The sequence below is a fragment of the Pseudomonas sp. L-22-4S-12 genome (genome assembly GCF_009799935.1).
In the GTDB taxonomy this organism is placed as follows: Bacteria; Pseudomonadota; Gammaproteobacteria; order Pseudomonadales; family Pseudomonadaceae; genus Aquipseudomonas.
In genome coordinates this window covers 52,034-73,914 of the sequence record NZ_WELL01000009.1, presented here as the reverse complement: position 1 = coordinate 73,914, position 21,881 = coordinate 52,034, and the positions used below count along the sequence as shown (strand labels likewise).

At 65.2% G+C, this 21,881-nt stretch carries 17 protein-coding genes and 2 pseudogenes; 7 read left to right on the top strand and 12 right to left on the bottom strand.

Annotation, left to right across the window (positions count from 1 at the left end; genetic code table 11):
- Positions 1–1,516: retention module-containing protein (locus F3I16_RS18490; RefSeq protein WP_160495013.1), on the bottom strand; the 1,516-nt coding region annotated here is incomplete at its 3' end.
- A gap of 463 nt (positions 1,517–1,979) precedes the next feature.
- On the opposite strand from F3I16_RS18490, the gene F3I16_RS18485 reads away from it, so the two are divergent.
- From F3I16_RS18485 to F3I16_RS18475, 3 genes are all read left to right on the top strand, one after another.
- Entirely contained in the window at positions 1,980–3,338 is a 1,359-nt protein-coding gene (locus tag F3I16_RS18485) for a TolC family outer membrane protein (RefSeq protein WP_160495012.1), read from the top strand.
- A 75-nt stretch (positions 3,339–3,413) separates the two neighbouring features.
- On the top strand, positions 3,414–5,561 hold the full coding sequence (locus tag F3I16_RS18480) for a type I secretion system permease/ATPase (protein ID WP_372239660.1): 2,148 nt from the start codon (positions 3,414–3,416) through the stop codon (positions 5,559–5,561).
- Positions 5,562–5,586: 25 nt separating this feature from the next.
- Positions 5,587–6,945 (top strand): HlyD family type I secretion periplasmic adaptor subunit, encoded by a 1,359-nt coding sequence (locus F3I16_RS18475; RefSeq protein ID WP_160495010.1) that lies wholly within the window; start codon positions 5,587–5,589, stop codon positions 6,943–6,945.
- Positions 6,946–7,071: 126 nt separating this feature from the next.
- Here F3I16_RS18475 and F3I16_RS18470 read toward each other — a convergent pair whose 3' ends face one another.
- From F3I16_RS18470 to F3I16_RS18440, 9 genes and pseudogenes are all read right to left on the bottom strand, one after another.
- Positions 7,072–7,671 (bottom strand): tRNA-uridine aminocarboxypropyltransferase, encoded by a 600-nt coding sequence (locus F3I16_RS18470; protein WP_160495009.1) that lies wholly within the window; start codon positions 7,669–7,671, stop codon positions 7,072–7,074.
- A gap of 221 nt (positions 7,672–7,892) precedes the next feature.
- A pseudogene (locus tag F3I16_RS21465) lies at positions 7,893–8,867 on the bottom strand (methyl-accepting chemotaxis protein); the annotation flags it as partial.
- A 312-nt stretch (positions 8,868–9,179) separates the two neighbouring features.
- A pseudogene (locus F3I16_RS21460) lies at positions 9,180–9,458 on the bottom strand (PAS domain-containing protein); the annotation flags it as partial.
- Between the two features lie 271 nt (positions 9,459–9,729).
- Entirely contained in the window at positions 9,730–9,855 is a 126-nt protein-coding gene (locus tag F3I16_RS21250) for a PA1414 family protein (RefSeq protein ID WP_256670229.1), read from the bottom strand.
- 112 nt (positions 9,856–9,967) lie between these two features.
- Entirely contained in the window at positions 9,968–11,701 is a 1,734-nt protein-coding gene (gene aceK / locus F3I16_RS18460; RefSeq protein ID WP_160495007.1) for a bifunctional isocitrate dehydrogenase kinase/phosphatase, read from the bottom strand.
- A 200-nt stretch (positions 11,702–11,901) separates the two neighbouring features.
- Positions 11,902–12,492, bottom strand: a complete 591-nt coding sequence (locus F3I16_RS18455; protein ID WP_160495006.1) for a phosphatase PAP2 family protein — start codon at positions 12,490–12,492, stop codon at positions 11,902–11,904.
- Positions 12,493–12,774: 282 nt separating this feature from the next.
- Positions 12,775–14,082: a dicarboxylate/amino acid:cation symporter gene (locus tag F3I16_RS18450; RefSeq protein ID WP_160495005.1), complete on the bottom strand. Its 1,308-nt coding sequence runs from the start codon at positions 14,080–14,082 to the stop codon at positions 12,775–12,777.
- Positions 14,083–14,508: 426 nt separating this feature from the next.
- Positions 14,509–14,820, bottom strand: coding sequence for a chaperone modulator CbpM (locus F3I16_RS18445; RefSeq protein ID WP_160495004.1), 312 nt, complete (start codon positions 14,818–14,820; stop codon positions 14,509–14,511).
- 3 nt (positions 14,821–14,823) lie between these two features.
- Positions 14,824–15,768 (bottom strand): DnaJ C-terminal domain-containing protein, encoded by a 945-nt coding sequence (locus tag F3I16_RS18440; protein ID WP_160495003.1) that lies wholly within the window; start codon positions 15,766–15,768, stop codon positions 14,824–14,826.
- A gap of 227 nt (positions 15,769–15,995) precedes the next feature.
- On the opposite strand from F3I16_RS18440, the gene F3I16_RS18435 reads away from it, so the two are divergent.
- Both F3I16_RS18435 and F3I16_RS18430 read left to right on the top strand, forming a co-directional pair.
- Entirely contained in the window at positions 15,996–16,997 is a 1,002-nt protein-coding gene (locus F3I16_RS18435) for an AraC family transcriptional regulator (protein WP_160495002.1), read from the top strand.
- A 30-nt stretch (positions 16,998–17,027) separates the two neighbouring features.
- Positions 17,028–17,540: a M23 family metallopeptidase gene (locus F3I16_RS18430; protein ID WP_372239659.1), complete on the top strand. Its 513-nt coding sequence runs from the start codon at positions 17,028–17,030 to the stop codon at positions 17,538–17,540.
- A 60-nt stretch (positions 17,541–17,600) separates the two neighbouring features.
- Here F3I16_RS18430 and F3I16_RS18425 read toward each other — a convergent pair whose 3' ends face one another.
- Positions 17,601–18,344 (bottom strand): class I SAM-dependent methyltransferase, encoded by a 744-nt coding sequence (locus F3I16_RS18425; protein WP_160495000.1) that lies wholly within the window; start codon positions 18,342–18,344, stop codon positions 17,601–17,603.
- A 488-nt stretch (positions 18,345–18,832) separates the two neighbouring features.
- Here F3I16_RS18425 and F3I16_RS18420 point away from each other — a divergent pair, with 488 nt between their 5' ends.
- Complete coding sequence (locus F3I16_RS18420) at positions 18,833–19,465, top strand: DUF502 domain-containing protein (RefSeq protein WP_160081734.1); 633 nt, start codon at positions 18,833–18,835, stop codon at positions 19,463–19,465.
- Positions 19,466–19,490: 25 nt separating this feature from the next.
- On the opposite strand, the gene F3I16_RS18415 is transcribed toward F3I16_RS18420, so the two are convergent.
- Positions 19,491–20,675, bottom strand: coding sequence for an MFS transporter (locus tag F3I16_RS18415; protein ID WP_160494999.1), 1,185 nt, complete (start codon positions 20,673–20,675; stop codon positions 19,491–19,493).
- Positions 20,676–20,828: 153 nt separating this feature from the next.
- Here F3I16_RS18415 and F3I16_RS18410 point away from each other — a divergent pair, with 153 nt between their 5' ends.
- Positions 20,829–21,605 (top strand): dienelactone hydrolase family protein, encoded by a 777-nt coding sequence (locus F3I16_RS18410; protein ID WP_160494998.1) that lies wholly within the window; start codon positions 20,829–20,831, stop codon positions 21,603–21,605.
- Positions 21,606–21,881: the final 276 nt, after the last annotated feature.

Here is a 21,881-nt window from a genome sequence, read left to right as displayed (position 1 = left end):
CCGCATCGCCCGCCGCCGCATCGGTGATCACGTTGCCCGTCGCCGGGCCAAATCCGCCGGCCGCCAGCGAGTCCGTATCGCTCACCGCGATCGGGCCATCGTCACGGAACACCAGCAACCCGCCCAGATCCAGGCTGGCGCTGGCGATATCGCCATCGCCATCGGTGGCAATCGCCACCAGCCGGATCACCCCGCCCGCCACAGCCACCGGCTCGTCGGCGCTTTCCGGGTTCGGATGCTGCAGGGAACGCAGCTGGGTCAGCGTCAGATCGCCGGAAGCATTGACCTCGGCGGTGAAAGCCACCAGCAAGGGGTCACCGCCGACCCAGCCCTGAATCACACCGTCCACCAGATGCAGTTCGATGCTCGCCCCCGTGATGGCATCCCGCAGGCCGCTGTCGAGGGTGTTGATCGCCAGCGAATAGGCCACGACGCCGCCATCGGCACCGAAGTTTGCCTGGAAGGCCCCGGAGAAATTGCCGGTATCGGTCAGACCGAAGTCCGTCTCATCCACGATCAGCCCGGAGAACTCACCCTGGCCAAGTTGGACTTCGGGGCTGTCATCGTTGATCCGCACATTCAGCTGCTGGGTCGGCGACACATCGCCATCCAGGTCGATTGCGCGTACCGAGAAGCTTTCGCCGACTTGGTCGGCGGCGCCGGAGGCATTCGGGTTGCTGTGGTCAAGCGTGTTATCGGTGAGGGTATAGAGCCAGTTGCCGGCGGCATCCACGGTGAGGATGCCGTATTGCCCCTGCACCACGCCGCCGCTGGTGACATTGATCCAGTTGCCATTGACGTCCTGGATTTCAAGGGCGGAGACGCCATCCGGCGAGTTGACGATGATGGCGCCGGCGGCTTGTTCGGCATTGCTGTCGGGGTTGCTGCCGTCACTCAGCGCCTGTTCGTCGACGGTGGCGGGCCCGGCAATCACGGCACCATTGGCATCTTCATACTGGATATCGATATCGGGAGCGGGGTCCGCTGCTTCTTCTGCCGCAATGAAGGGCTCGGGATCCGGGAACTCCGGCACATAACCAAGGCCTTCGGTGGGGAAGCCAATCACCGGATCCAGCGCGCCACCGACTTCGCTCAACAGCACGAAGCTGTGCCCGCCACCTGCCGCGCCAGCAGCACCACCGGCGCCCGGGCCGGCAGCAGTGGCCTCACCCAACTGGGTCGGGTCGACGCCCGCCTCGATCGCCGCCTGCAGCTTTTCGACATCGGTCAGGTCAGCATCGGACGGGGCCGCCGGAGCACTGTCCGCCGCCGCGCCCTGTGACGTCCCCTCCGCACCGGCGAGCAGCTGCTCGGTGAGGCCCATGCTGCTGTCACGACCGAGCGTCAAAGTCTGGCCATTGGTCATGGCGATGGAGACGGCTCCGCCAGCGCCTGTTATGAGTTGTTCGCCGCTATAGACACGATCGCCTTCGACTAGCGGTCGACGCGATCCATCGCCAGCTACCGCAAAGACTTCGCCGACAACCTGGCTGACGATACCAATCAAAGTAGCCATGAGCCCTTCCTCCACACCACAACTGTCGACCGTGGTCGACACGTTTCAAAAGGGTCAATCGCCTTTCGAGCCACGCGGTATGTGCGAAGGAAAAATGCAGGATGGACTGAATCGGTGCGTTATTAAATTGTCACGCCGACGCGACAAAAAAGTGTCGCCCTAACTGCACCGGCCTACTCCATCGGGTAGATCCCCGCCCTTATGCTCCAAACCGCGACTGACCATCATTCTTTACCGCCAAACGGCATGAAAACCCCATTTCTCGCGGCTTACGAAGGAAACAATGTGCCCGTTATCACGGAGTGCATAAGACTTATTTCTCATAAATCTTGTTCTGAATTTTTCTTAGCTACTCTTAAGGATGTTCTTAGCTGTGATGTAACAGACCTGAAGCGCCTTTCTAGGAACTTGGTGACATTATTTTGGCGTTAAGACCGAGCATATGAATCAAGGAGAGCCCCTCATGCACGTTCTAAAACCGCTCTGCAGCAGCATCCTGCTCGCCATGCTCAGTACGCAGGTGCAGGCCATGACGCTCGCCGAAGCGATCCAGAGCACCATCGACAATCATCCGGAACTGCATGCCAGCATGAATGACCGCCTCTCTACGGATGAAGAGGTGAAGATTGCCAAAGGTGGCTACCTGCCCACCGTCGACCTGCTGCTGGGCTATGGCCGGGAGCAGACCGACAGCCCCAGCACCCGGGCCCAGGACAACGACCACAACAAGGAAACCCTCAACTACCGCGACGCCGAGCTGCGCCTGCGGCAAATGCTGTTCGACGGTTTCAACACCCCCAACGAGGTGGCGCGCACCGAAGCTGTCGTCAACTCGCGGGCCTACTACGTACTCGCTACCTCGGAAAGCCTGGCTCTGCGCACCGCCGAGGTCTACCTGGACGTTTTGAAGCGCCGCGAGATGGTGAGCCTGGCCGAGAACAACCTGCAGGCGCACCAGCGCATCAACGATCAGATCCGCCTGCGCAGCGAGCGAGGCGTCGGCAGCACCGCCGACCTCGACCAGTCCGAGGCGCGCCTGGCCCTGGCCAAGAACAACCTGTACACCGAGCAGGTCAACCTGGCGGATGCACAAGCCAACTTCTTCAGCGCGGTCGGCCGCATGCCCGACGAGCTGGAGCAACCGAGCACGGTGAAAGGCGAAGTACCGCAAGACATCAACCTGGCCCGCCAGACCGTGATCGACAACAACCCCTACCTGAAATCCGCACAGGCGGATGTGAATGCCGCCGAGAAGCAGTACGAAGTGGCCAAGTCGCCCTTCTACCCGCGCTTTGATCTGGAGCTGGCCACCACCGCCGACGACAACGTCCAGGGTGATGAAGGCCACTACAACACCTGGCGGGCAGCCGTGGTCATGAACTACAACTTATTCAACGGCCTGCGCGACAAGGCGCGCCTGCAATCGGCGGCACACCAGATCAACCAGTCGATGGACATCCGCAACAATGCCCTGCGCGTGCTCAACGAGAATCTGGCCCTGGCCTGGAACGCCATGGAAAACGCGCGCCTGCAAACCCCCGAGGCCCGTGACTATGCCGACTACACCTCGCGCGTGCGCGAGGCCTACCAGCAGCAGTTCAGCCTGGGGCAACGCACCCTGCTCGACCTGCTGGACAGCGAGAACGAACTGTTTACCGCCAACCGTCGCTACACCGAGGTGCGTTATATCGAAGAATTCTCCATGTACCGCGTGATTTCCGCCACGGGGGAGCTGTTGAAGAAACAGAACGTGGTGTTGCCGGCCGAAGCTGTAGCCCTCACCGAAGTGAAGAGCGAGGCCCGCCTGCCGGAAATGAAGTAATCCCGGCGAAGAGGCCGCCAGCCAACACGCCCACTGTTGGCCGGCGACCTCTCAGGAGTAGTGACCTTGACCACCATGGAGCGGACACCCTCCGATGACCAACGGCAGAGTCATGACGACCCGCTGTTGGACGGATTGCTGATCCTTTGCAAACTGCATGACTGTTCCGCCAGCCGGGCCAGCCTCACGGCCGGCCTGCCCATGCCCGAGCAACGCCTGACGGCCGAGCTGTTGCCACGCGCCGCAGCCAGGGCCGGCCTGCAGGGGCGCATCCTGCGGCGCCAGCTGAGCGCCATCTCGCCACTCAACCTGCCGGTATTGCTGCTGCTCAAAGATGGCCGCAGCGCCGTGCTGCGCAAGATCGGCCCGCAGAACAAGCTGTTGATCCTGCCGTGCGAATCCGAAGGCGGCGAGCAGTGGGTCAGCCAGGAACACCTGGCGCTGGAATACTCGGGCCAGGCCCTGTTCGCCCGGCCGCGGCATGAACTGGAGGATGTACGCAACCCTCTGGTGCCACGCATCGAGGCCTGGTTCCGCGACACCTTGAAGCTGTCGCGCTGGCTGTATACCGATGCGGTCCTCGCCAGCCTGCTGATCAACCTGCTCGGCCTGATGGTGCCGCTGTTCGTCATGCAGACCTACGACCGCGTGGTGCCCAACCAGGCCACCGCGACCCTGTGGGTGCTGGTCATCGGCCTGTTCATCGGCAGCGGCTTCGAGCTGCTGCTGCGTGTGCTGCGCGCCCACCTGCTGGATGTGGCCGGCAAGAAGACCGACGTGGTGCTGTCCGCCACCCTGTTCGAGCGCATCACCGGCATGTCGATGAAGTCGCGCCCGGCGACGGTCGGCGGTTTCGCCCAGAGCATCCACGACTTCCAGGGCCTGCGCGAATTCCTGACGGCGGTCACGCTGACCAGCCTGATCGACCTGCCCTTCTCCATCCTGATGATCGTGATCATCGGCCTGCTCGGCGGCTGGCTGGTGGTGATCCCGCTGCTGGCCTTTCCGATCACCGCGATCTTCGCGCTGATCATCCAGGCCCGCCTGCGCGACACTGTACAGAAGAGCCTGGTCCTGGGGGCCGAGCGCCAGGCCCTGCTGATCGAGACACTCGGCGGCCTGGAAACCCTCAAGGCCTGCGGTGCCGAGAGCGAACGCCAGCACCGCTGGGAAAAGACCCACGGCGCCCTCACCCGCCTGGACAACCACAGCCGCTTCCTGGCCTCCCTGGCCACCAACGGCACCCTGTTCTTCCAGCAGGTCGCCGGCATGGCCACCATCGTGGCCGGGGTTTACATCATCATTGCCGGGCACCTGAGTGTCGGCGCCCTGGTCGCCTGCTACATGCTCGGCAGCCGCGTGCTGTCGCCCCTCGGGCAGATTGCCGGGTTGATCACCCGCTATCAGCAGGCGCGCCTGACCATGACCAGCACCGATGCCCTGATGGCCCTGCCGCAGGAGCGCCAAGCCAACCAGCGCCCGCTGGAACGCACCCAGCTCAAGGGCGCCATCGACGTGCACCAGGTCAGTTTCAGCTATCCCGGGCAGAGCACGCCGGCCCTGGCCAAGGTCAGCCTGCATCTGGCTGCCGGGGAACGGGTCGGCATCATCGGCCGCAGCGGCTCGGGCAAGAGCACCCTGGCCCGCCTCGTGATGAATTTCTACACCCCGGATGAAGGGCAGATCCTTCTCGACGGCCTCGACCTGCGCCAGCTGGATGTCGCCGACCTGCGCCACCAGATCGGCTATGTCGCCCATGACCTGCCGCTGCTGGCCGGCAGCCTGCGCGACAACCTGACCCTCGGCGCACGCTATGTCAGCGATGCGCGCATGCTCGAAGTGGCGGAGCTGGCCGGGGTGTCCGAACTGGCCCGGCAGCATCCCCGGGGCTTCGACCGCCCGGTGGGCGAGCGCGGCCAGCTTCTCTCCGGCGGCCAGCGCCAGGCGGTATTGCTGGCGCGCGCCCTGCTTCTCGACCCGCCGATCCTGTTGCTCGACGAGCCGACCAGCGCCATGGACAACACCAGCGAGGACATCCTGCGCAGCCGCCTGCACAACTTGGCGCAGGGCAAGACCGTGCTGCTGATTACCCATCGGGCCTCGATGCTCAGCCTGGTCGATCGCCTGGTGGTACTCGACAATGGCCATGTCGTCGCCGATGGCCCCAAAGAAGCCGTGATCGAAGCCCTGCGCAAGGGCCGCGTCGGCCCGGCGGCGGTATGACGCGCAGACCCGCTGGAGGTCGTGCATGGAACTGAGCCAATCGATTCGTGACTATTTCGGCAGCCTGCAGAAACACAAGCAGGACACCGAGTTCATGCCCGAGGTGGACGGAGCCGTACTCGAAGACTCGCCCTGGCTGGCCCGGGCCACCGTGTGGACGGTTTGCGCCTGCCTGCTGGTCGCCCTGGTCTGGGCCAAGTTCGCCGTGCTGGAAGAAGTCACCACCGGCGAAGGCAAGGCCATCCCCTCGAGCAAGGTTCAGGTGATCCAGAACCTCGAAGGCGGCATCGTCACGGAAATCTTCGTCCGCGAAGGCCAGGTGGTGAACAAGGGCGACACCCTGCTGCGCCTGGACGACACCCGCTTCCTTTCCAACCGTGGCGAGACCGAAGCCGACCGCATGGCCCTGGTCGCCCGAGTCGAGCGCCTCAGTGCCGAAGCCGAGGGGCGCCCCCTGGCGCTGCCCGACGATCTGGTGAAAGCCGCACCGCAGCTGGCCGAGGACGAGCTGGCCCTGTATCGCTCGCGCCAGCAACGCCTGCACAGCGAGCAGAACACCCTGCGCGAACAGCTGCAGCAGAAGACCCAGGAGCTCGCCGAGTTCCGCGCCAAGGCCCAGCAGTACCGCTCCAGCCTGGGGCTGATCCAGCAGGAACTGAACATGTCGCAGCCGCTGGTGGCAACCGGGGCGATCTCCCAGGTCGAGATCCTGCGCCTGCGCCGCAGCGCGGTGGAGGTGCGCGGTTCGCTGGACGCCACCACCCTGGCCATTCCGCGGGCCGAGTCGGCGGTGGAGGAGATCAGAAGCCGCATCGAAGAGTCCGAACTGGCCTTTCGCTCGGATGCCTTCAAGGAACTCAATGAAATGCGCACCGAGCTGAAGAAGGTCACCTCCACCAGCGTCGCCATCGATGACCGGGTGACCCGCACCACCGTGGTTTCGCCGGTGCACGGGGTGATCAAGCTGCTCAAGGTCAACACCATCGGCGGCGTCGTGCAGCCCGGCGATGCCATGGTCGAGGTCGTGCCGCTGGAAGACAACCTGCTGATCGAGGCCAGGGTGCGCCCGCAGGATGTGGCGTTCCTGCACCCGGGGCAGAAGGCCATGGTCAAGTTCACCGCCTACGACTACACCATCTATGGCGGGCTCAAGGCCAAGCTGGAACTGATCAGCGCCGACACCATCACCGACGAGGAAGGCAACAGCTTCTACCTGATCCAGGTACGCACCGACAGGAGCCACCTGGGCAGCGACGAGCACCCGCTGCTGATCATCCCAGGCATGGTCGCCACCGTGGACATCATCACCGGCGAGAAAAGCGTGCTGGACTACCTGCTCAAACCCGTGCTCAAGGCCCGGGCGGAGGCGCTGCGCGAGCGCTAGGCGCAGGCTTTGCTATAGCGCCTTGCCGCTGTTGCGGGAGCGGGTTTATCCGCGAATTTCGCGGCTGGAGCCGCTCCTACGCAAAGCCAGTGCTCGCCTCCCGGTTCGCGCCCGACGGCACAGGGCCTACTGCTGCAGATGGTTGCGGCGGAACGTGGTCTCGCCCATCGCCGCGATCTGCCCCTCGATCAACGCCTCGAACGGGCGCAGCAGCTCATCGAAACAAGCCGGTGCTTCCTGCAGGTTGAGGGCAACGGTGATCGCCTCGATGGTGGCCAGCGCCCCCTCGGCCGGCGCCTTGCGCAAGCGATAGCGCGAGACCAGCCCCGGCGGCAGACAGACCCGTGGCAGGGCGGCCAGCACGGGGTTCATGTGCAGCAGCTTGCGGGCCTTGCGCCAGGTGCCATCCGGCACCACCAGCAGCAACGGCCGCTCATCGCCGGTTCCAGGCAGCAGCGGCAACGGCTGCGCGCCCTCCCCCGGAAACAGCAGGCAGGCGCGATAGGCCGGGTCCAGCCATTGCCCCAGCTCGGCAAATACCTCGCCCACCCGCAGCTCGGCATTCTGCAGGCCCAGCGCCGCCAGGCGCGCCGTGTTCAGGGCATGCCGCACCTCATCCGGATGCTGCAGGATCAGCACCCGCGTGCGACTCGGCAGGTTGGCCAGCAATGGGCACAGGCAATGGCTCTGCGGCCGGGCACAGCGCTCGCAGCAAGGTCGGGACATCGGGGGTTCTCCTTCGGCCGCGCAGTGTGCCACAGGCGCCCCTGAAGCACCGAGCATCGGCGCCGGGCGGATGGCCGAACGCGGGCGAAGCGCAAATGCCCGCGCGCAACGGGTAGCGCACAAGGCAGAAGACCCGGCATGGCCGGGTCTTCCGTGGGCAGTGGCCAGGCTCTGGCAGGCCGTTTTAACGCAGTATCGATAAGCGCAGGTCATGCGGCCCGCTAGCGGTTGAAACGCTCCGCCAGGCTGTGCAGGTATTCGGCCATCTGTTCCAGTTCCTGGCCAATCGCCGCCCCCTGGTGCGCCTGCCCGGCACTGTGGTCGGACAGCTGGGCGATGCGGGTGATCTGCCGGCTGATATCTTCCGCCACATGGCTCTGCTGCTCGGAAGCCGCCGCCATCTGCTGGCTCATGCCGGTGATGCGGGTAACCGCGGTGCTGATGCCGACCAGGGCCTCACGCACCTCCTCGACGCTCTGCACGCTCTCGCGGGAGATGGCCTCGCCCTTGCCCGCCGTGTGCACCGCCCGGTCCGCGCCACTGCGCAACGAGGCGATGATCTGGTGGATCTGCTCGGTGGATTCGCGGGTGCGTCCGGCCAGCGCCCGCACCTCGTCGGCCACCACGGCAAAGCCGCGGCCCTGCTCGCCGGCCCGCGCGGCCTCGATCGCGGCATTCAGGGCCAGCAGATTGGTCTGCTCGGCAATCGAGGTGATCACGTCGGCCACGCTGCCGATCGACTGGGTCGAGTCGGCCAGGTCGTTCACCGCCTGGCCGATCTCATGCACGGCTCCGGCCATGTGCTGCATCGCCTGCAGGCTGCTGTCGGCCAACTGGCGCCCCTGCAGGGCCAGGCGATCAGCCTCCTCGGCGGCGTGCGAGGTGTTCTGCACGTTGTGCGTCACCTCCTGGATGGTAGCGGCCATCTGGTTGATCGCCGTCGCCGACTGATCCGTCTCGCTGCGTTGCTGATCCAGCAGTTCGGCGCCCGAGCGCGACAGCTCGGCGGACTGCGCGGCCCGTTGCCGCACATTTTCGCCGGCATCCTCCAGGCGCGCCAGGGCGGTCTGCAGGCGCGCCTCTTCACTGATCATCGCCATGTCGAGCAAGGCCTGGGCGCCGCGATTATCGCTGTAGGTCAGTGCCACCAGGGCACTGGTGAACGCCTTGGGGTGTTCGGCCAGGGTTTTGCGGATCAACTGCCGCTGGCTGTACAGCTGGTAGGAACCCAGGGCGAACATCACCGCCAGAATGAACATGGGCAGCCAGATACCACTGAGCACCCAATGCGACCCCAGTATCACCAGGCCCGCCAGAATCAGCGGCCAGCAACGCATCAGGTCATAGGTCCAGGATTCGAGCATCGATACCGGCGGCTTGCCGGCCCGCAAACGCGCGTAGAGCGCTTCGGCGCGGCGTTTCTGCTCGGCCGTGGGCAGCGAGCGCACCGATTCGTAACCCGCCATCCTGCCGTTCTCGTAGATCGGCGTGACATAGGCGCTGACCCAGTAGTAATCGCCATTCTTGGCGCGGTTCTTGACCACGCCCATCCAGGGCTTGCCCTGCTTGATGGTCTCCCACATATGGCCGAATACCGCCGGCGGCATGTCCGGGTGGCGTACCAGGTTATGCGGCTGGCCAATCAGCTCTTCGCGGGTGAAGCCGCTGATTGCGACGAAGGCGTCGTTGCAATAGGTGATCTTGCTGTTCAGGTCGGTCGTCGAGATCAGGCGTTCCGCAGCGGGAAAGGTTCTTTCCTGCTGAGACACGGGGAGATTCTGGCGCATGGAGGATCATCCTTGGATAAGGTTGATGGCGGACTTCCGGGCTCACCCAATATTGTCTAGCACAGCCCTGAAAATTCACCAGCACGCCCGTGCCATTACTCCGACATCAGGCTACAGCCCAGAGAGTACGGGGCTTTACGAATAAACGCCGCGGCCGGGGCGGGTTCGACGATGCCCCAAGAACAGCAATGGGAATGCCACGCGCAACTGCGCCACGGGGACGCCTTGCGCCTCCCCGCGAGCCTGTACCAAAAAGGCTGTGTTGCAGCGCTTAGCCGCGGCGCGGGTCTCGCGGCGCCGGCTGGCGGCGTACCGGGATCGGCTGCAGGCGTGGAGCCTCGACGAGACCGAGGGCAATCAGGCACTGACGGATAAGACTGTGCAATTTGGCTTTCATGCGACTTCCTCCAGCCTGGGGTAATGTAGTCATGGCCGCTGGCAGCGGCCACTTCTGAGCATAGGTTAGTTCGCGCCGGCCAGCCGCCGGCTGTCGCAGATCAATGGCCGCGCTACTGGATGGTGTCGGCCACTTCCTTGCGCCGATAGGGGAACACGTCGATCACCTTGCCGGCGCGAATCGCTTCCTGCAGCCCCTGCCAGTAGGCGGCGTCGAACAGGTCGCCATGCAGCTGGTTGAACAGGCGGCGCTGGCGGATGTCGGCGAACAGGAACGGCGGGAACTCCTCGGGGAACACGTCCAGCGGCGCCACCGAATACCAGGGCTCGGAAGACATCTCGTCCTCCGGGTAACGCGGCGGCGGGATGCGCCGGAAGTTGGCCTCGGTCAGGTAGCAGATCTCGTCGTAGTCGTAGAACACCACGCGGCCATGGCGGGTGACGCCGAAGTTCTTCAACAGCATGTCGCCGGGGAAGATGTTCGCCGCGGCCAGCTGCTTGATCGCCAGGCCATAGTCTTCCAGGGCCTCGCGCATCTGTGCCTCGTTGGCGCTTTCCAGGTAGATGTTCAGCGGGATCATGCGCCGCTCGGTCCAGCAGTGGCGGATCAGTACGGTGTCGTCGTTCTCGATCTCGACCGTGGACGGCGCCACCTCCAGCAGCTCGGCCAGGCACTCGGGGTCGAACTTGGCCTTGGGGAAGCGGAAGTCGGCGAACTCCTGGGTATCGGCCATGCGCCCGACCCGGTCGACGCTCTTCACCAGGCGGTACTTCTCGATCACCGTGGCGCGGTCGACGTTCTTCGACGGCGAGAAGCGGTCCTTGATGATCTTGAACACCGTATTGAAGCCCGGCAGGGTGAACACGCTCATCACCATGCCGCGCACGCCGGGGGCCATGATGAACTTGTCGTCGGTGCTGGCCAGGTGGTTGATCAACGCCCGGTAGAACTCCGACTTGCCGTGCTTGTAGAAGCCGATCGAGGTGTACAGCTCGGCGATGTGCTTGCCCGGCAGGATGCGCTTGAGGAAGCCGATGAACTCCGCCGGAATCTCCACCCGCACCATGAAGTAGGAACGGGTGAAGGAAAAGATGATCGAGACTTCCGCCTCGTCGGTGATCAGGGTGTCGATCTGGATGCCCTGCCCTTCGCGGTGCAGCAGCGGAATCACCAGCGGCCACTGCTCGTCGCGGGTATAGACGCGCCCGACCAGGTAGGCGCCCTTGTTGCGGTACAGGGTCGAGGAGAACAGCTCGATGGTCAGTTCCGGGTCCTTGCACACCCAGTCCGGCAGGTTGGCGCGCAGCTGGGTTTCCAGGCGCTGGATATCGCGCTCGAGGTTCTCGAAGTCGACGCTGAAGCGGTAATCGCCGAATACCGCCTGCAAGGCCTGCTGCAGGTTGCCCTGCGGCCGGTAGATGCGGGTTTGCGGCGCACTGGCCTGGGGCCGCAGGGCCGGCCGCGTGGTGTGGATGAACATGCAGCCATCGCTGATCTGGTCATGGCTGAACAGGCCGCAGAAGATCGAGTTGAACCAGGTCTCCGCCAGTTCGTCGTCGTAGCGCTGGTCGATCAGGGTGATGTAGGCGCTTTTCACCAGCGGCCACAGCTCGACATCCAGCAGGAAGTCGTCGCTGAAGCTGGCCCGCAGGCGCTTGCCCACTTCGCTGACCTTTTCCTCGTAGAGGTTGATGCGCGCCGCCGAGGCAGCCTGCGCCTCCTGCCACTGGGCCTTCTCGAAGCGCGCCCGGGCGCCATTGGTGATCTCCCGGAAGTGCTCGCGATAGTCGTCGAAACCGTCGAGGATCTGACGGGCGATATCGGCGGCCGGTCGTTGCTGCGCCATGGGAAAACCTCTGCTGCGGATGCGGAACCGCGAGCTTAGCCAGAGCGGCGCGCCAGGGAAAGTCGCAATCGCGCGCCGGCGCGGCAGAAAGCACCGGGGCCGAGGGGCAAGCGGGGGTTGCCAGGAGCTCTCCAGCAAAAAAGAAGGCGGCGTCCGGGGGAGGAGCGCCGCCTTAAAGCACTGATGTAGTGCAGGAGCTATCAGATCAGCAGCAGGTAAACCTGGTAGGCCACCCAGCCCAGCACCGCGCCGGCGGGCAGGTCGGCCAAGTAATGCTGCTTGGTGAAGGTGCAGGACAGGGCGATCAGCAGCGGGAACAGGAACACCCAGGGCCCCAGCGAGCCCAGCGCCAGCAGCGCCGTCAGGGTGGCCACCGAGACGTGCATGCTGGGGAAGCAGTTGGACGGTGCATCGAAGCGCTGCACGAACAGCAGGAAGCGCTCGGACCAGCTGCTGCCGGTGTTGATGCTGCGCCAGTGCTCGGGGGTCGACACCGGGAAGGCGCTGAAGCAGACCATCTGCATCACCAGCAGGACGATGTAGGAGAAGGCGATGATGGTGAAGTCGCGCGGGCTCTCCACCAGCCAGTTGATGTAGAGGATCGCCGGGTAGTAGAGGAAGCTGTAGATCCATGACCAGGACGGCCAGAACGGCATCTTCTCGTCCAGGCGCGAGTGGAAGGTGCGCACTTCCACCAGGGTGTAGCGCTGGGTCAGGAAATAGAACTGGTAGACCCCAACGATCATGATCACGCTGAGAATCAGGTTGATGAAGAAATCGTGGCTCTGCATCCGCTCAACCCTCGCTCGCCAGAGCGGCGCGGTTCAGTCGGTAAGCCGGGGGACGGTTAATGCAGCGCACAGGCGAGCGCGAATCAGTCGACATGGCATCCATTCCAGGGTCGTTCGTGAGGGCGGCCATTCTACGCGCAGCCGCCGCCCGGCTGTGCGCGCCATCTGCTCAGGCTGTGAAGCATCTCTAACAAATCGCCCGGCAAGCAGACAAAAAAAGCCCGTCACGCGGACGGGCCAGGAGAGTACCGCCCTGCCGACAGGGCGGTGAAAATCAGGCGCTCAGGCGACCTTCTGCTGGCCGAGCAGGTCCGGCGCGGCCTGCACGGTCTGCCCGCCAGCGGCCAGTTGCTGCTGCAGCGTGGTCTCGTCGAGCTGCTTGCACCACTTGGCGACCACGATGGTGGCCACGCCGTTGCCGATCAGGTTGGTCAGGGCGCGGGCTTCCGACATGAAGCGGTCGATGCCGAGGATCAGCGCCAGGCCGGCAACCGGCAGGTGGCCGACCGCAGACAGGGTGGCCGCCAGCACGATGAAGCCGCTGCCGGTCACCCCGGCCGCGCCCTTGGAGGCGATCAGCAGCACCGCCAGCAGGGTGATCTGGTGGGTGATGTCCATCGGCGTGTCGGTGGCCTGGGCGATGAACACCGCGGCCATGGTCAGGTAGATCGAGGTGCCGTCGAGGTTGAACGAGTAGCCGGTAGGAATCACCAGGCCGACCACCGACTTGTTCGCGCCGAGCTTCTCCATCTTGTCCAGCATGCGCGGCAGGGCCGACTCCGAGGACGAGGTGCCGAGCACGATCAGCAGTTCTTCACGGATGTATTTGATGAACTTGAGAATGCTGAAGCCGTGGGCCTTGGCGATACTGCCGAGGACCAGCAGGACGAACAGCGCGCAGGTGATATAGAAGCAGATCATCAGCTGGCCCAGCTGCACCAGCGAACCGACGCCGTACTGGCCGATGGTGAAGGCCATGGCGCCGAAGGCCCCGAGGGGTGCGACCTTCATGATCATGTTGATGATGCCGAACATCACCTGAGCGATCTGGTCGATGAACTGCAGCACCGGCTTGCCGTAGTCGCCCATGCGCTGCAGGGCGAAGGCGAAGATCACCGAGAAGAACAGCACCTGGAGGATGTCGCCACTGGCGAAGGCGCCGACTATGGTGCTGGGGATCACGTTGAGCAGGAAGGCCACGGTGCTCTGCGACTCGCCGGCGGCGGCGTAGGCGGCGATGCCCTTGGTATCCAGGGTGGACGGATCGACATGCATGCCGACACCCGGCTGCACCACGTTGACCACGATCAGGCCGATCAGCAGGGCCACGGTGGAGACGATCTCGAAATACAGCAGCGCGTAGCCACCGGTCTTGCCCACCGCTTTCATGTCCTGCATGCCGGCGATACCGCTGACCACGGTGCAGAAGATGATCGGCGCAATGGCCATCTTGATCAGTTTGACGAAGCCATCACCCAGCGGTTTCAGCGCGACGCCGGTCTCCGGGTAGAAATGTCCGAGGGCGATACCGATGGCGATGGCCACCAGCACCTGGGCGTACAGACTCTTGTACAGCGGTTTGCGGGTCATGGCAGTTCCTCTCTTGCTGCGCCAGCCTCGATGTCCGCAAGGCCGCGCAGCCGCATTGAGCGCTAACCCCCCTGCACTGGAGGGATTTGTTGTGGGCTCCACCGGGGAGCTGCAGCGCTTATCGCAAGGCTTGTGCCAGCCGCCATGAATTATAAAAAACTCTTTAATAACAATGACTTAATATAAATACCCACCTCTCTTCAGCAGCCGATCTGGCGGATTCCCGCCAAGCACGAGGCGGGTTCCCCCCACCCTGCCCGGCTCGGCGGAGTCGCCACGGCTTTACCTAGTGGTCGAGATTGCCTTTCTTGAAGAATCGAATCTGCGAAAGACGCCGCCACCCGCGTGCACCCTGCTGGCCTATCCACCATACGGCGGCACGCAGCGAACCGGAGCCTGAGGTTGAATAGCCTGCAAGCGCGGGGCTCAGTCCAGGCCGGCAGCCTTGAGTCGGCCCTTGAGCCGCGCCACTTCCTCGATCAGGTCCGCCACCAGGGCGGCCAGTTCTGGGTTGGCGTCGAAGTCGCGCTCCAGCGCCGCCAGGCGCCGGGCGCGGGCCAGTTCGGCGCTGCTGAAGCGCCAGGCGGCCGGCTGCTGCCGGTTCAATGCCCCGAGCAGGCCGGCCTCGACCCGCTCGACGACCCACAGCGACTCGACGGCGCAGGCCCGGGCCAGCTCGTCGAGGTCGAGGGTGACTTCATCCACGACCACGCTGGTGATGATCTCGATCGATGGCATGGCTCACACTCCCATGGACTGACGCGGGTTGAAGGGCAACTCCTGGGCCATCATGGCGTAGAGCTGGCGGGCCTTGTCGGTGTCGGCCGGCGGCAGGACGACCTCCAGCAACAGGTACAAGTCGCCCGCCGGCTCGCCGGGAATGCCGCGGCCCTTGAGGCGCAGCTTGCGACCGCTCTGCGAGTGCGCGGGAATCTTCACCTGCACCTTGCCGGACGGCGTCGGCGCCTCGATGCTCGCCCCCAGCGCGGCCTCCCAGGGCGTGACCGGCAGCGTCTCGTAGACATCGCGGCCGTCCACCCGGTAGTGCGGGTCCGCCTGGAAATGTACCTCCAGGTACAGATCCCCGGCCGGCCCACCGCCGAACCCCGGGCTACCCTGGCCGGCCAGGCGGATCTGCTGGCCCTCGCGAATGCCCTTGGGAATCTGCACGTTGAGGTTGTGCTCCTGCACGCTCACCCGGCCCTGGGCATCGGCGCGCGCGCCGCGCAGAGTGAGGGTGCGCGTCGCCCCCGCATAGGCATCGCGCAGTTCGATGACGATCTTGGCGTGATGATCCTCGCCGCGCATCGACTGCGCCCGCCCACGGGTGTGACGGCCACGACCGGCCTGGCCGAACAGGTTGGCGAAGAAGTCGCTGTATTCGCCCAGGTCGGCCGCGGAGAAATCGCCGCCGGTAAACTCGAAGCCGCTGTCCCAGCCCGGTGGCGGCTGGAACTCCTGGCCGTCCTGGTAGCGCCCGCCGAGCTGGTCGTAGGCGGCGCGTTTTTCCACATCGCCGAGCACCGCGTAGGCCTCGTTGACCTCCTTCATGCGCACTTCGGCATCGGCCTCCTTGCTCACGTCGGGGTGATACTTGCGCGCCAGCTTGCGGTAGGCCTTCTTGATGGCGTCGGCATCTGCAGCCTTGTCGACGCCGAGAATCTGGTAGTAATCCTTGAACTCCACGAGTCGGACTCCCTTGCAATGGCATGAATGCAGCCCTTTGACCCTGCACTGCTGCTACCGAGTATGGCTCGCCACGGCAGCCCTGCCGTGCCCGCTTGCACGCCCTGCGCGCGCCATGATCCCAGCATAGCGACTGGCCGATTCGCCCTGTTGATCTGCCGCAACCCGGCTTGTCTCGCGCCGGGCCTGCGGCCTACCATCCGGCCAGTCTTTTGCCGAGCCAGCCCATGCGCGAACGCACCATCGCCAGTCACTTCATCCGCGCCGCCCTGCGTGGCGCCGAGCGCCAGGGCCGCGACTGCAGCGCGCTGCTGCGCGAGCTGGGCATCCAGCCGGCGCTGCTCGACGAACCGCGCGCGCGCCTGGCCCCGGAGCAGTTCTCGCGCCTGATCCAGGCCCTGTGGCTGCTGCTCGACGACGAATACATGGGCTTCGGCCAGCGCCCGAGCAAGCGCGGCACCTTCGCCATGATGTGCCACGCCATCATCCACTGCCGCACCCTGGAAAGGGCCCTGGTGCGCGGCATGCTGTTCTACGGCCTGTTCCCCGACGCGCCGAGCGTGCAACTGCAGCGCGACGGCGACCAGGTGTGCCTGAGCATCGACAGCTCGCAGCTGTGGGACCCGGACCACTTCCTCACCGAAAGCCTGCTGGTGATCTGGCACCGCCTCGGCAGCTGGCTGATCGGCCAGCGCATCCGCCTGGAAGAGGCCAGCTTCGCCTACGCCGAACCGCCGCACAGCGGCGAATACGACCTGCTGTTCCCCTGCCCGCGCCGCTTCGATGCCGAACGCACCAGCCTGCGCTTCCACGCCCGCTACCTGGACATGCCGCTGCTGCAGGACGAGCGCACCCTCAAGCAGTTCCTCCAGCACTCGCCGGCCGACCTGCTGGCCCGCCCGGATGGCGGCGACAGCCTGACCAGCCGCATCCGCCGCCTGCTCGGCCGCGACTGCGCCAGCTGGCCGGACCTGGAACAGGTCGCCCAGCAACTGCACGTCAGCCCGCAGACCCTGCGCCGCCACCTGCGCGAGGAAGGCAGCAGCTTTCAGGAACTCAAGGACCACCTGCGCCGCGACCTGGCCATCTACCACCTGGGCCGCGACGAACTGTCGATCCAGACCCTGGCCGAACAGCTCGGCTTCTCCGAACCCTCAGCCTTCCACCGCGCGTTCAAGAAATGGACCGGGCTCACCCCCGGCGCCTACCGCGCCCACCAGGACAACTGAGCCCCAACCCCGCCGCATGGATGCCGCATGATCAACCGCCCACGTAAACGCTACCTGTTGCTCGCCCTGTGCCTCGCCTGGCTGCTGGCCCCCGAATGGCCGCAGGTGCCCGTGCAGGGCGCCAGCAGCCAGGACTGGCACCCCAAGAGTTTCTGGTTCGAACCCTGGGGCCGCTCCGGCGTGCACAAGGGCATCGACATCTTCGCCCGCACCGGCACGCCAGTGGTGGCGCCCACCTACGGCCTGGTGCTGCTGCGCGGCGAGATCGACATGGGCGGCAAGGTGCTGGTGGTGCTCGGGCCGAAATGGCGCCTGCACTACTTCGCCCACCTCGACAGCCACAGCGCCTGGCCCGGCCAACCCCTGTTGCCCGGCAGCCCGCTGGGCACGGTCGGCGACTCCGGCAACGCCCGCGGCAAGCCGCCCCACCTGCACTATTCCATCGTCAGCCTGCTGCCCTACCCCTGGCGCGCCGATGGCAGCAGCCAGGGCTGGAAGAAGATGTTCTACCTCGACCCCAGCGCGATCCTGGGCGGCCAATAGCCCTGCCGCCCGGCTCAGCCGCCATCAAGCCGCCGCGCGCCCTATGAGCGATGAAAAGGCCTAACGTTTTACACACACGAAGATGGCGTTGCCCGACGCGCCATCCCACGGCACCAACTTTTCATAATCATGTTCGAACACATGCACTGCAAAATAAGGCTGCAACAGTTGCTGCAACTCAGCGAAACTTGCAGCCACCATCGGGTGTTCATCCTGCCAGGCCTGGCTCACCCCCTGCGTGGTCTTTTCGATACTGACCCTGAGCGACTGTTTGTCGCCATGCCCGCAATAATTCCAGGCCGAACCGAAAGCGAACTCACTGCCTTCATGCTCCACGACATGCCGGACAAATGAGTTGTTATCGATCTTTTCTTTATCGACAGAGTTGAAACAGAAGACTCCACCCGCAGCGAGTGCGCCATGCACACAGGCAATGCATTCGCTCAACCTATCCAGCCCGCCGCTGTAATGGATGGAATACAGGAAGCAGGTGATCAGATCGAGCGGCTCGTCAACCGTGAAGGCGCACATGTCCTGCAAGGCGAACTGCGCGTCGGGGCAGCGCAGCCGGGCGATGTCCAGCATCGGCTGGTTGATATCCAGCCCGCCGCTGCGGTAGCCAAACTCGATGAAATGGCGGACATGCGGCCCGGTTCCACAGGCCAGATCGAGGTGACGCCGGCCCTCGTTACCGAACAACTGGTGCAGCCGGCGTACGGTATTGCTTTGCGCCTGATAGTTGATATCGGCACACATCAGGTCGTAATAGCCGGACAAATCGGTATACAAAGCATTGGTGGACATAGCAATCCAGAACATTATCGGAGACACATCAATAGGCCGCAGTACAACAAGCAACCCGAGCGATACAGCAGGCAAAGTTTAAACAACAGATAAAACAATCACGCCAGACAAGCCAACACAATAAGGATTAAAGTTCAACCGCATTATCCGACATACCCAGCACCCACAAACAAGGCAGAAACCCCGCACCGCAACAACCACTATTTAACCGAACATTCAAGTAACGAAACTATTGAACACCACCAGGCACGAAACGACCCGCCAACTGAGTGAAGCGGGCCTGCAAAAACCCTATCCCCATTAACTGCCGGTGCAGGCCACGGCGTCGTAGGAGCGGCTTTAGCCGCGAAAGATACTCCGGTGGCGACGGCTTTTCGCGGCAAAAGCCACGCCTACCCCTGTTTTGCGTGAGTTACCGGCAGCCAGCGGTAGCTGGCACCGAGCCTTTGCAATAGCCTTGTCGCGCCCATCGCCAACGGAACCCCGTCATGTTCAAACGCAGCTTCCACTCCCTCGCCACCACCTGGCTGGCCGGTTTGCTCGCCCTGCTGCCGCTGGCCCTGTCCCTGGCGCTGCTGGGCTGGCTGGTAAGCCTGCTGAACCAGCTGATCGGCCCCACCAGCTTCATCGGCAAGCTGTTCGCCGGGCTGGGCCAGCCCTTCGTCAGCAGCCCGTTGCTGGCCTGGCTGCTCGGCACCCTGGCGCTGCTGGTGGCGCTCTACCCGCTCGGCCTGGCCGTGCAACTGGGCCTGAAAGGGCCGCTGCGCCGCCTGTTCGACCGCACCCTGCGGCGCATCCCGCTGCTGGGCAACCTGTATGGGCTGGCCGACCGCTTCGTCGGCCTGCTCGACCAGAAGGAAGGCGCCGACCTGGCCGCCATGCGCCCGGTCTGGTGCTTCTTCGGCGGCGACGGCACCGCCGTGCTGGCCCTGCTGCCCAACCCACAGCCGATCGAGATCGACGGCCGCGCCTACCACGCCATCCTGGTGCCGACCGCACCTGTGCCGGTGGGCGGCGGGCTGCTGTATGTGCCGGTGGAATGGGTCAAGCCGGCGGAGATGGGCATGGACCGCTTCACCAGCATCTACGTGTCGATGGGCATCACCCCGCCCAAGGGCTGAAGTCTGTTCCGCCACACGGCGCTCCCTACAAGCGCCGCGCCGCCAGCAGCGCCAGCAGGAACAGCCCGGCCAGCGCCACCAGCAGCGCCGACCAACCGAAGTGCTGCCAGATCCAGCCGCCGGCATAGCCGAGCACACTGGAGCCCAGGTAGTAGGCGCACAGGTACAGCGACGAAGCCTGCGCCCGTGCCTGGCGGGCGCGCTGGCCGACCTGGCCGCTGGCCACCGCGTGGGCGGCGAAGAAGCCCAGGGTGAACAGCGCCAGCCCCAGCACCAGCAGCCACAGCCAGGGCGCCGCGCACCCCAGCACGCCCAGCAGCATCAGGCCGATGCCGCCCTGCAGCACCCGCCGTGCGCCGAGGCGCGCGACCAGGCGCCCGGCCCAACCGGCGCTGAGAATGCCGCCCAGGTAGACCACGAACAGCAGGCCGATCACCGTCGCCGACAGCGAGAACGGCGGTGCCGCCAGGCGAAAGCCGACGTAGTTGAACAGCGCGACGAAGCCGCCCATCAGCAAAAAGGCCAGGAGGAACAGCAGGCGCAAGTGCGGATTGCCCAGGTGCCCGGCGAAATTGCCGAGCAGCCCGCGCAGCGACAAGGCCTGCGCCTGGAAATGCCGCGACGGCGGCAACAGCCAGACGAACAGCAGCAGCGCCAGCAGGCCCAGCCCGGCAATCCCGCCGAGCGCCAGCGGCCAGCCGCCGAGGTCGGCCAGCAGGCCGGCGAGCAGGCGCCCGAGCAGGCCGCCGAGGGCGGTGCCGCCGATGTACAGGCCCATCGCCGCCGGCAGCGAGTCGGGGTCGAATTCCTCGCCGACATAGGCCATGGCCAGCGCCGGCAGGCCGCTCAGGGCCAGGCCCAGCAGCGCGCGCAGCACCAGCAGCCACTGCCAGCTGTCGACCAGGGCGCAGGCCAGCCCCAGCAACACGGCCAGGCCCAGGGCGGCGACCATCACCGGCTTGCGCCCCCAGCTCTCGGCCAGGGCGCCGGCCAGCAACAGGCACAGCGCCAGGCTCAGGGTGGTCAGGGACAACGCCAGGCTGCTGCTCGCCGCCGACACGGCAAAATACTCGGCCAGCAGCGGCAGCAGCGGCTGCACGCAATAGAGCATGGCGAAGGTGGCGAAGCCGGCGCAGAACAGCGCCAGGGTGGCCCGTCGATAGGCGACGGTGCCGCGCACCAGGTGCGTGGAAACAGGCGTGGCAGACATGCAGACTCTCGGACGGACGAGCCGATGGGAACCTCAGGCTAGCACAGGAAAGGCTACCGATAGCAGGCTAATCTTCTCCCTTTAGCGGTGCCGGCCCCGGGGTTAACCTGCGGCTTCGCTACCACGCCAACCCCAGTCGAACGGAGAACCACCATGCGCAAATTGCTCCTCGGCCTGCTGTGCTGCAGCGCCCTGGCCCAGGCCGAAATCCAGACCCGCGAGTTCCCCTACACCGCCGCCGACGGCACCCAGCTGGTCGGCTACCACGCCTGGGACGATGCCGTCGCCGGCCAGCGCCCCGGGGTGATCGTGGTGCATGAATGGTGGGGCCTGAACGACTACGCCAAGCGCCGCGCCCGCGACCTCGCCGCCCTCGGCTACAGCGCCCTGGCCGTGGACATGTACGGCGGCGGCCAGCACACCAGCCACCCGGACGATGCCAAGGCCTTCATGAACGCCGCCCTGGCCGACCCGGCCACGCCCAAGGCGCGCTTCCAGGCCGGCCTCGACCTGCTCAAGGCGCAGGCGCAGACCGATCCGGCGCGCCTGGCCGCGGTCGGCTACTGCTTCGGTGGCAAGGTGGTGCTGGACATGGCCCGCCAGGGCCTGCCGCTGGCCGCGGTGGTGAGCTTCCACGGCGCCCTGGTCACCGCCACCCCGGCCACGCCGGGCAGCGTCAAGGCCAGGGTGCTGGTCGAACACGGCGGCGCCGACAGCTTCATCACCGCGCAGCAGGTCGCCGACTTCAAGAGCGAGATGGACAAGGCCGGCGCCGACTACCGCTTCGTCGAGCTGACCGGCGCCAAGCACGGCTTCAGCAACCCGGACGCCGACGCGCACCAGGCCCACGGCATGGATGTCGGCTACCAGAAGGAAGCCGACCAGCGTTCCTGGGTGGATATGCAGGCACTGTTCGAGGAGGTGTTCTGAGCGGGCGCAACGGCACCCGTCGACAACTCATGGGCAAGAAGGCTCTGCCCGACTCGGTATGGCATGGGTTCGCGGCGCGCAGGCGCGGGTAGGTTGGCGTTGAGCGCAGCGAAGCCCAATAGGCGGGTCTGGATCGTTGGGCTTCGTCGCGTTGCGACTCAACCCAACCTACGGTTTAGCGGCCAGGCGGCAAACCGCAGGCAAAAAAAACGGGAGCCCAAACGGGCTCCCGCACTCATTCATCAGAGTAAATCCACAGCGGCAAATTGCCGGCCG

Coding starts and splice junctions, on each gene's coding strand:
- F3I16_RS18450 (WP_160495005.1), bottom strand. CDS start 14,082: ATGACCCGCAAACCGCTGTACAAGAGTCTGTACGCCCAGGTGCTGGTG.
- F3I16_RS18420 (WP_160081734.1), top strand. CDS start 18,833: ATGTTCAAACGCAGCTTCCACTCCCTCGCCACCACCTGGCTGGCCGGT.
- F3I16_RS18415 (WP_160494999.1), bottom strand. CDS start 20,675: ATGTCTGCCACGCCTGTTTCCACGCACCTGGTGCGCGGCACCGTCGCC.
- F3I16_RS18445 (WP_160495004.1), bottom strand. CDS start 14,820: ATGCCATCGATCGAGATCATCACCAGCGTGGTCGTGGATGAAGTCACC.
- F3I16_RS18425 (WP_160495000.1), bottom strand. CDS start 18,344: ATGTCCACCAATGCTTTGTATACCGATTTGTCCGGCTATTACGACCTG.
- F3I16_RS21250 (WP_256670229.1), bottom strand. CDS start 9,855: ATGAAAGCCAAATTGCACAGTCTTATCCGTCAGTGCCTGATTGCCCTC.
- F3I16_RS18435 (WP_160495002.1), top strand. CDS start 15,996: ATGCGCGAACGCACCATCGCCAGTCACTTCATCCGCGCCGCCCTGCGT.
- F3I16_RS18475 (WP_160495010.1), top strand. CDS start 5,587: ATGGAACTGAGCCAATCGATTCGTGACTATTTCGGCAGCCTGCAGAAA.
- F3I16_RS18410 (WP_160494998.1), top strand. CDS start 20,829: ATGCGCAAATTGCTCCTCGGCCTGCTGTGCTGCAGCGCCCTGGCCCAG.
- F3I16_RS18485 (WP_160495012.1), top strand. CDS start 1,980: ATGCACGTTCTAAAACCGCTCTGCAGCAGCATCCTGCTCGCCATGCTC.
- aceK (WP_160495007.1), bottom strand. CDS start 11,701: ATGGCGCAGCAACGACCGGCCGCCGATATCGCCCGTCAGATCCTCGAC.
- F3I16_RS18470 (WP_160495009.1), bottom strand. CDS start 7,671: ATGTCCCGACCTTGCTGCGAGCGCTGTGCCCGGCCGCAGAGCCATTGC.
- F3I16_RS18480 (WP_372239660.1), top strand. CDS start 3,414: ATGGAGCGGACACCCTCCGATGACCAACGGCAGAGTCATGACGACCCG.
- F3I16_RS18455 (WP_160495006.1), bottom strand. CDS start 12,492: ATGCAGAGCCACGATTTCTTCATCAACCTGATTCTCAGCGTGATCATG.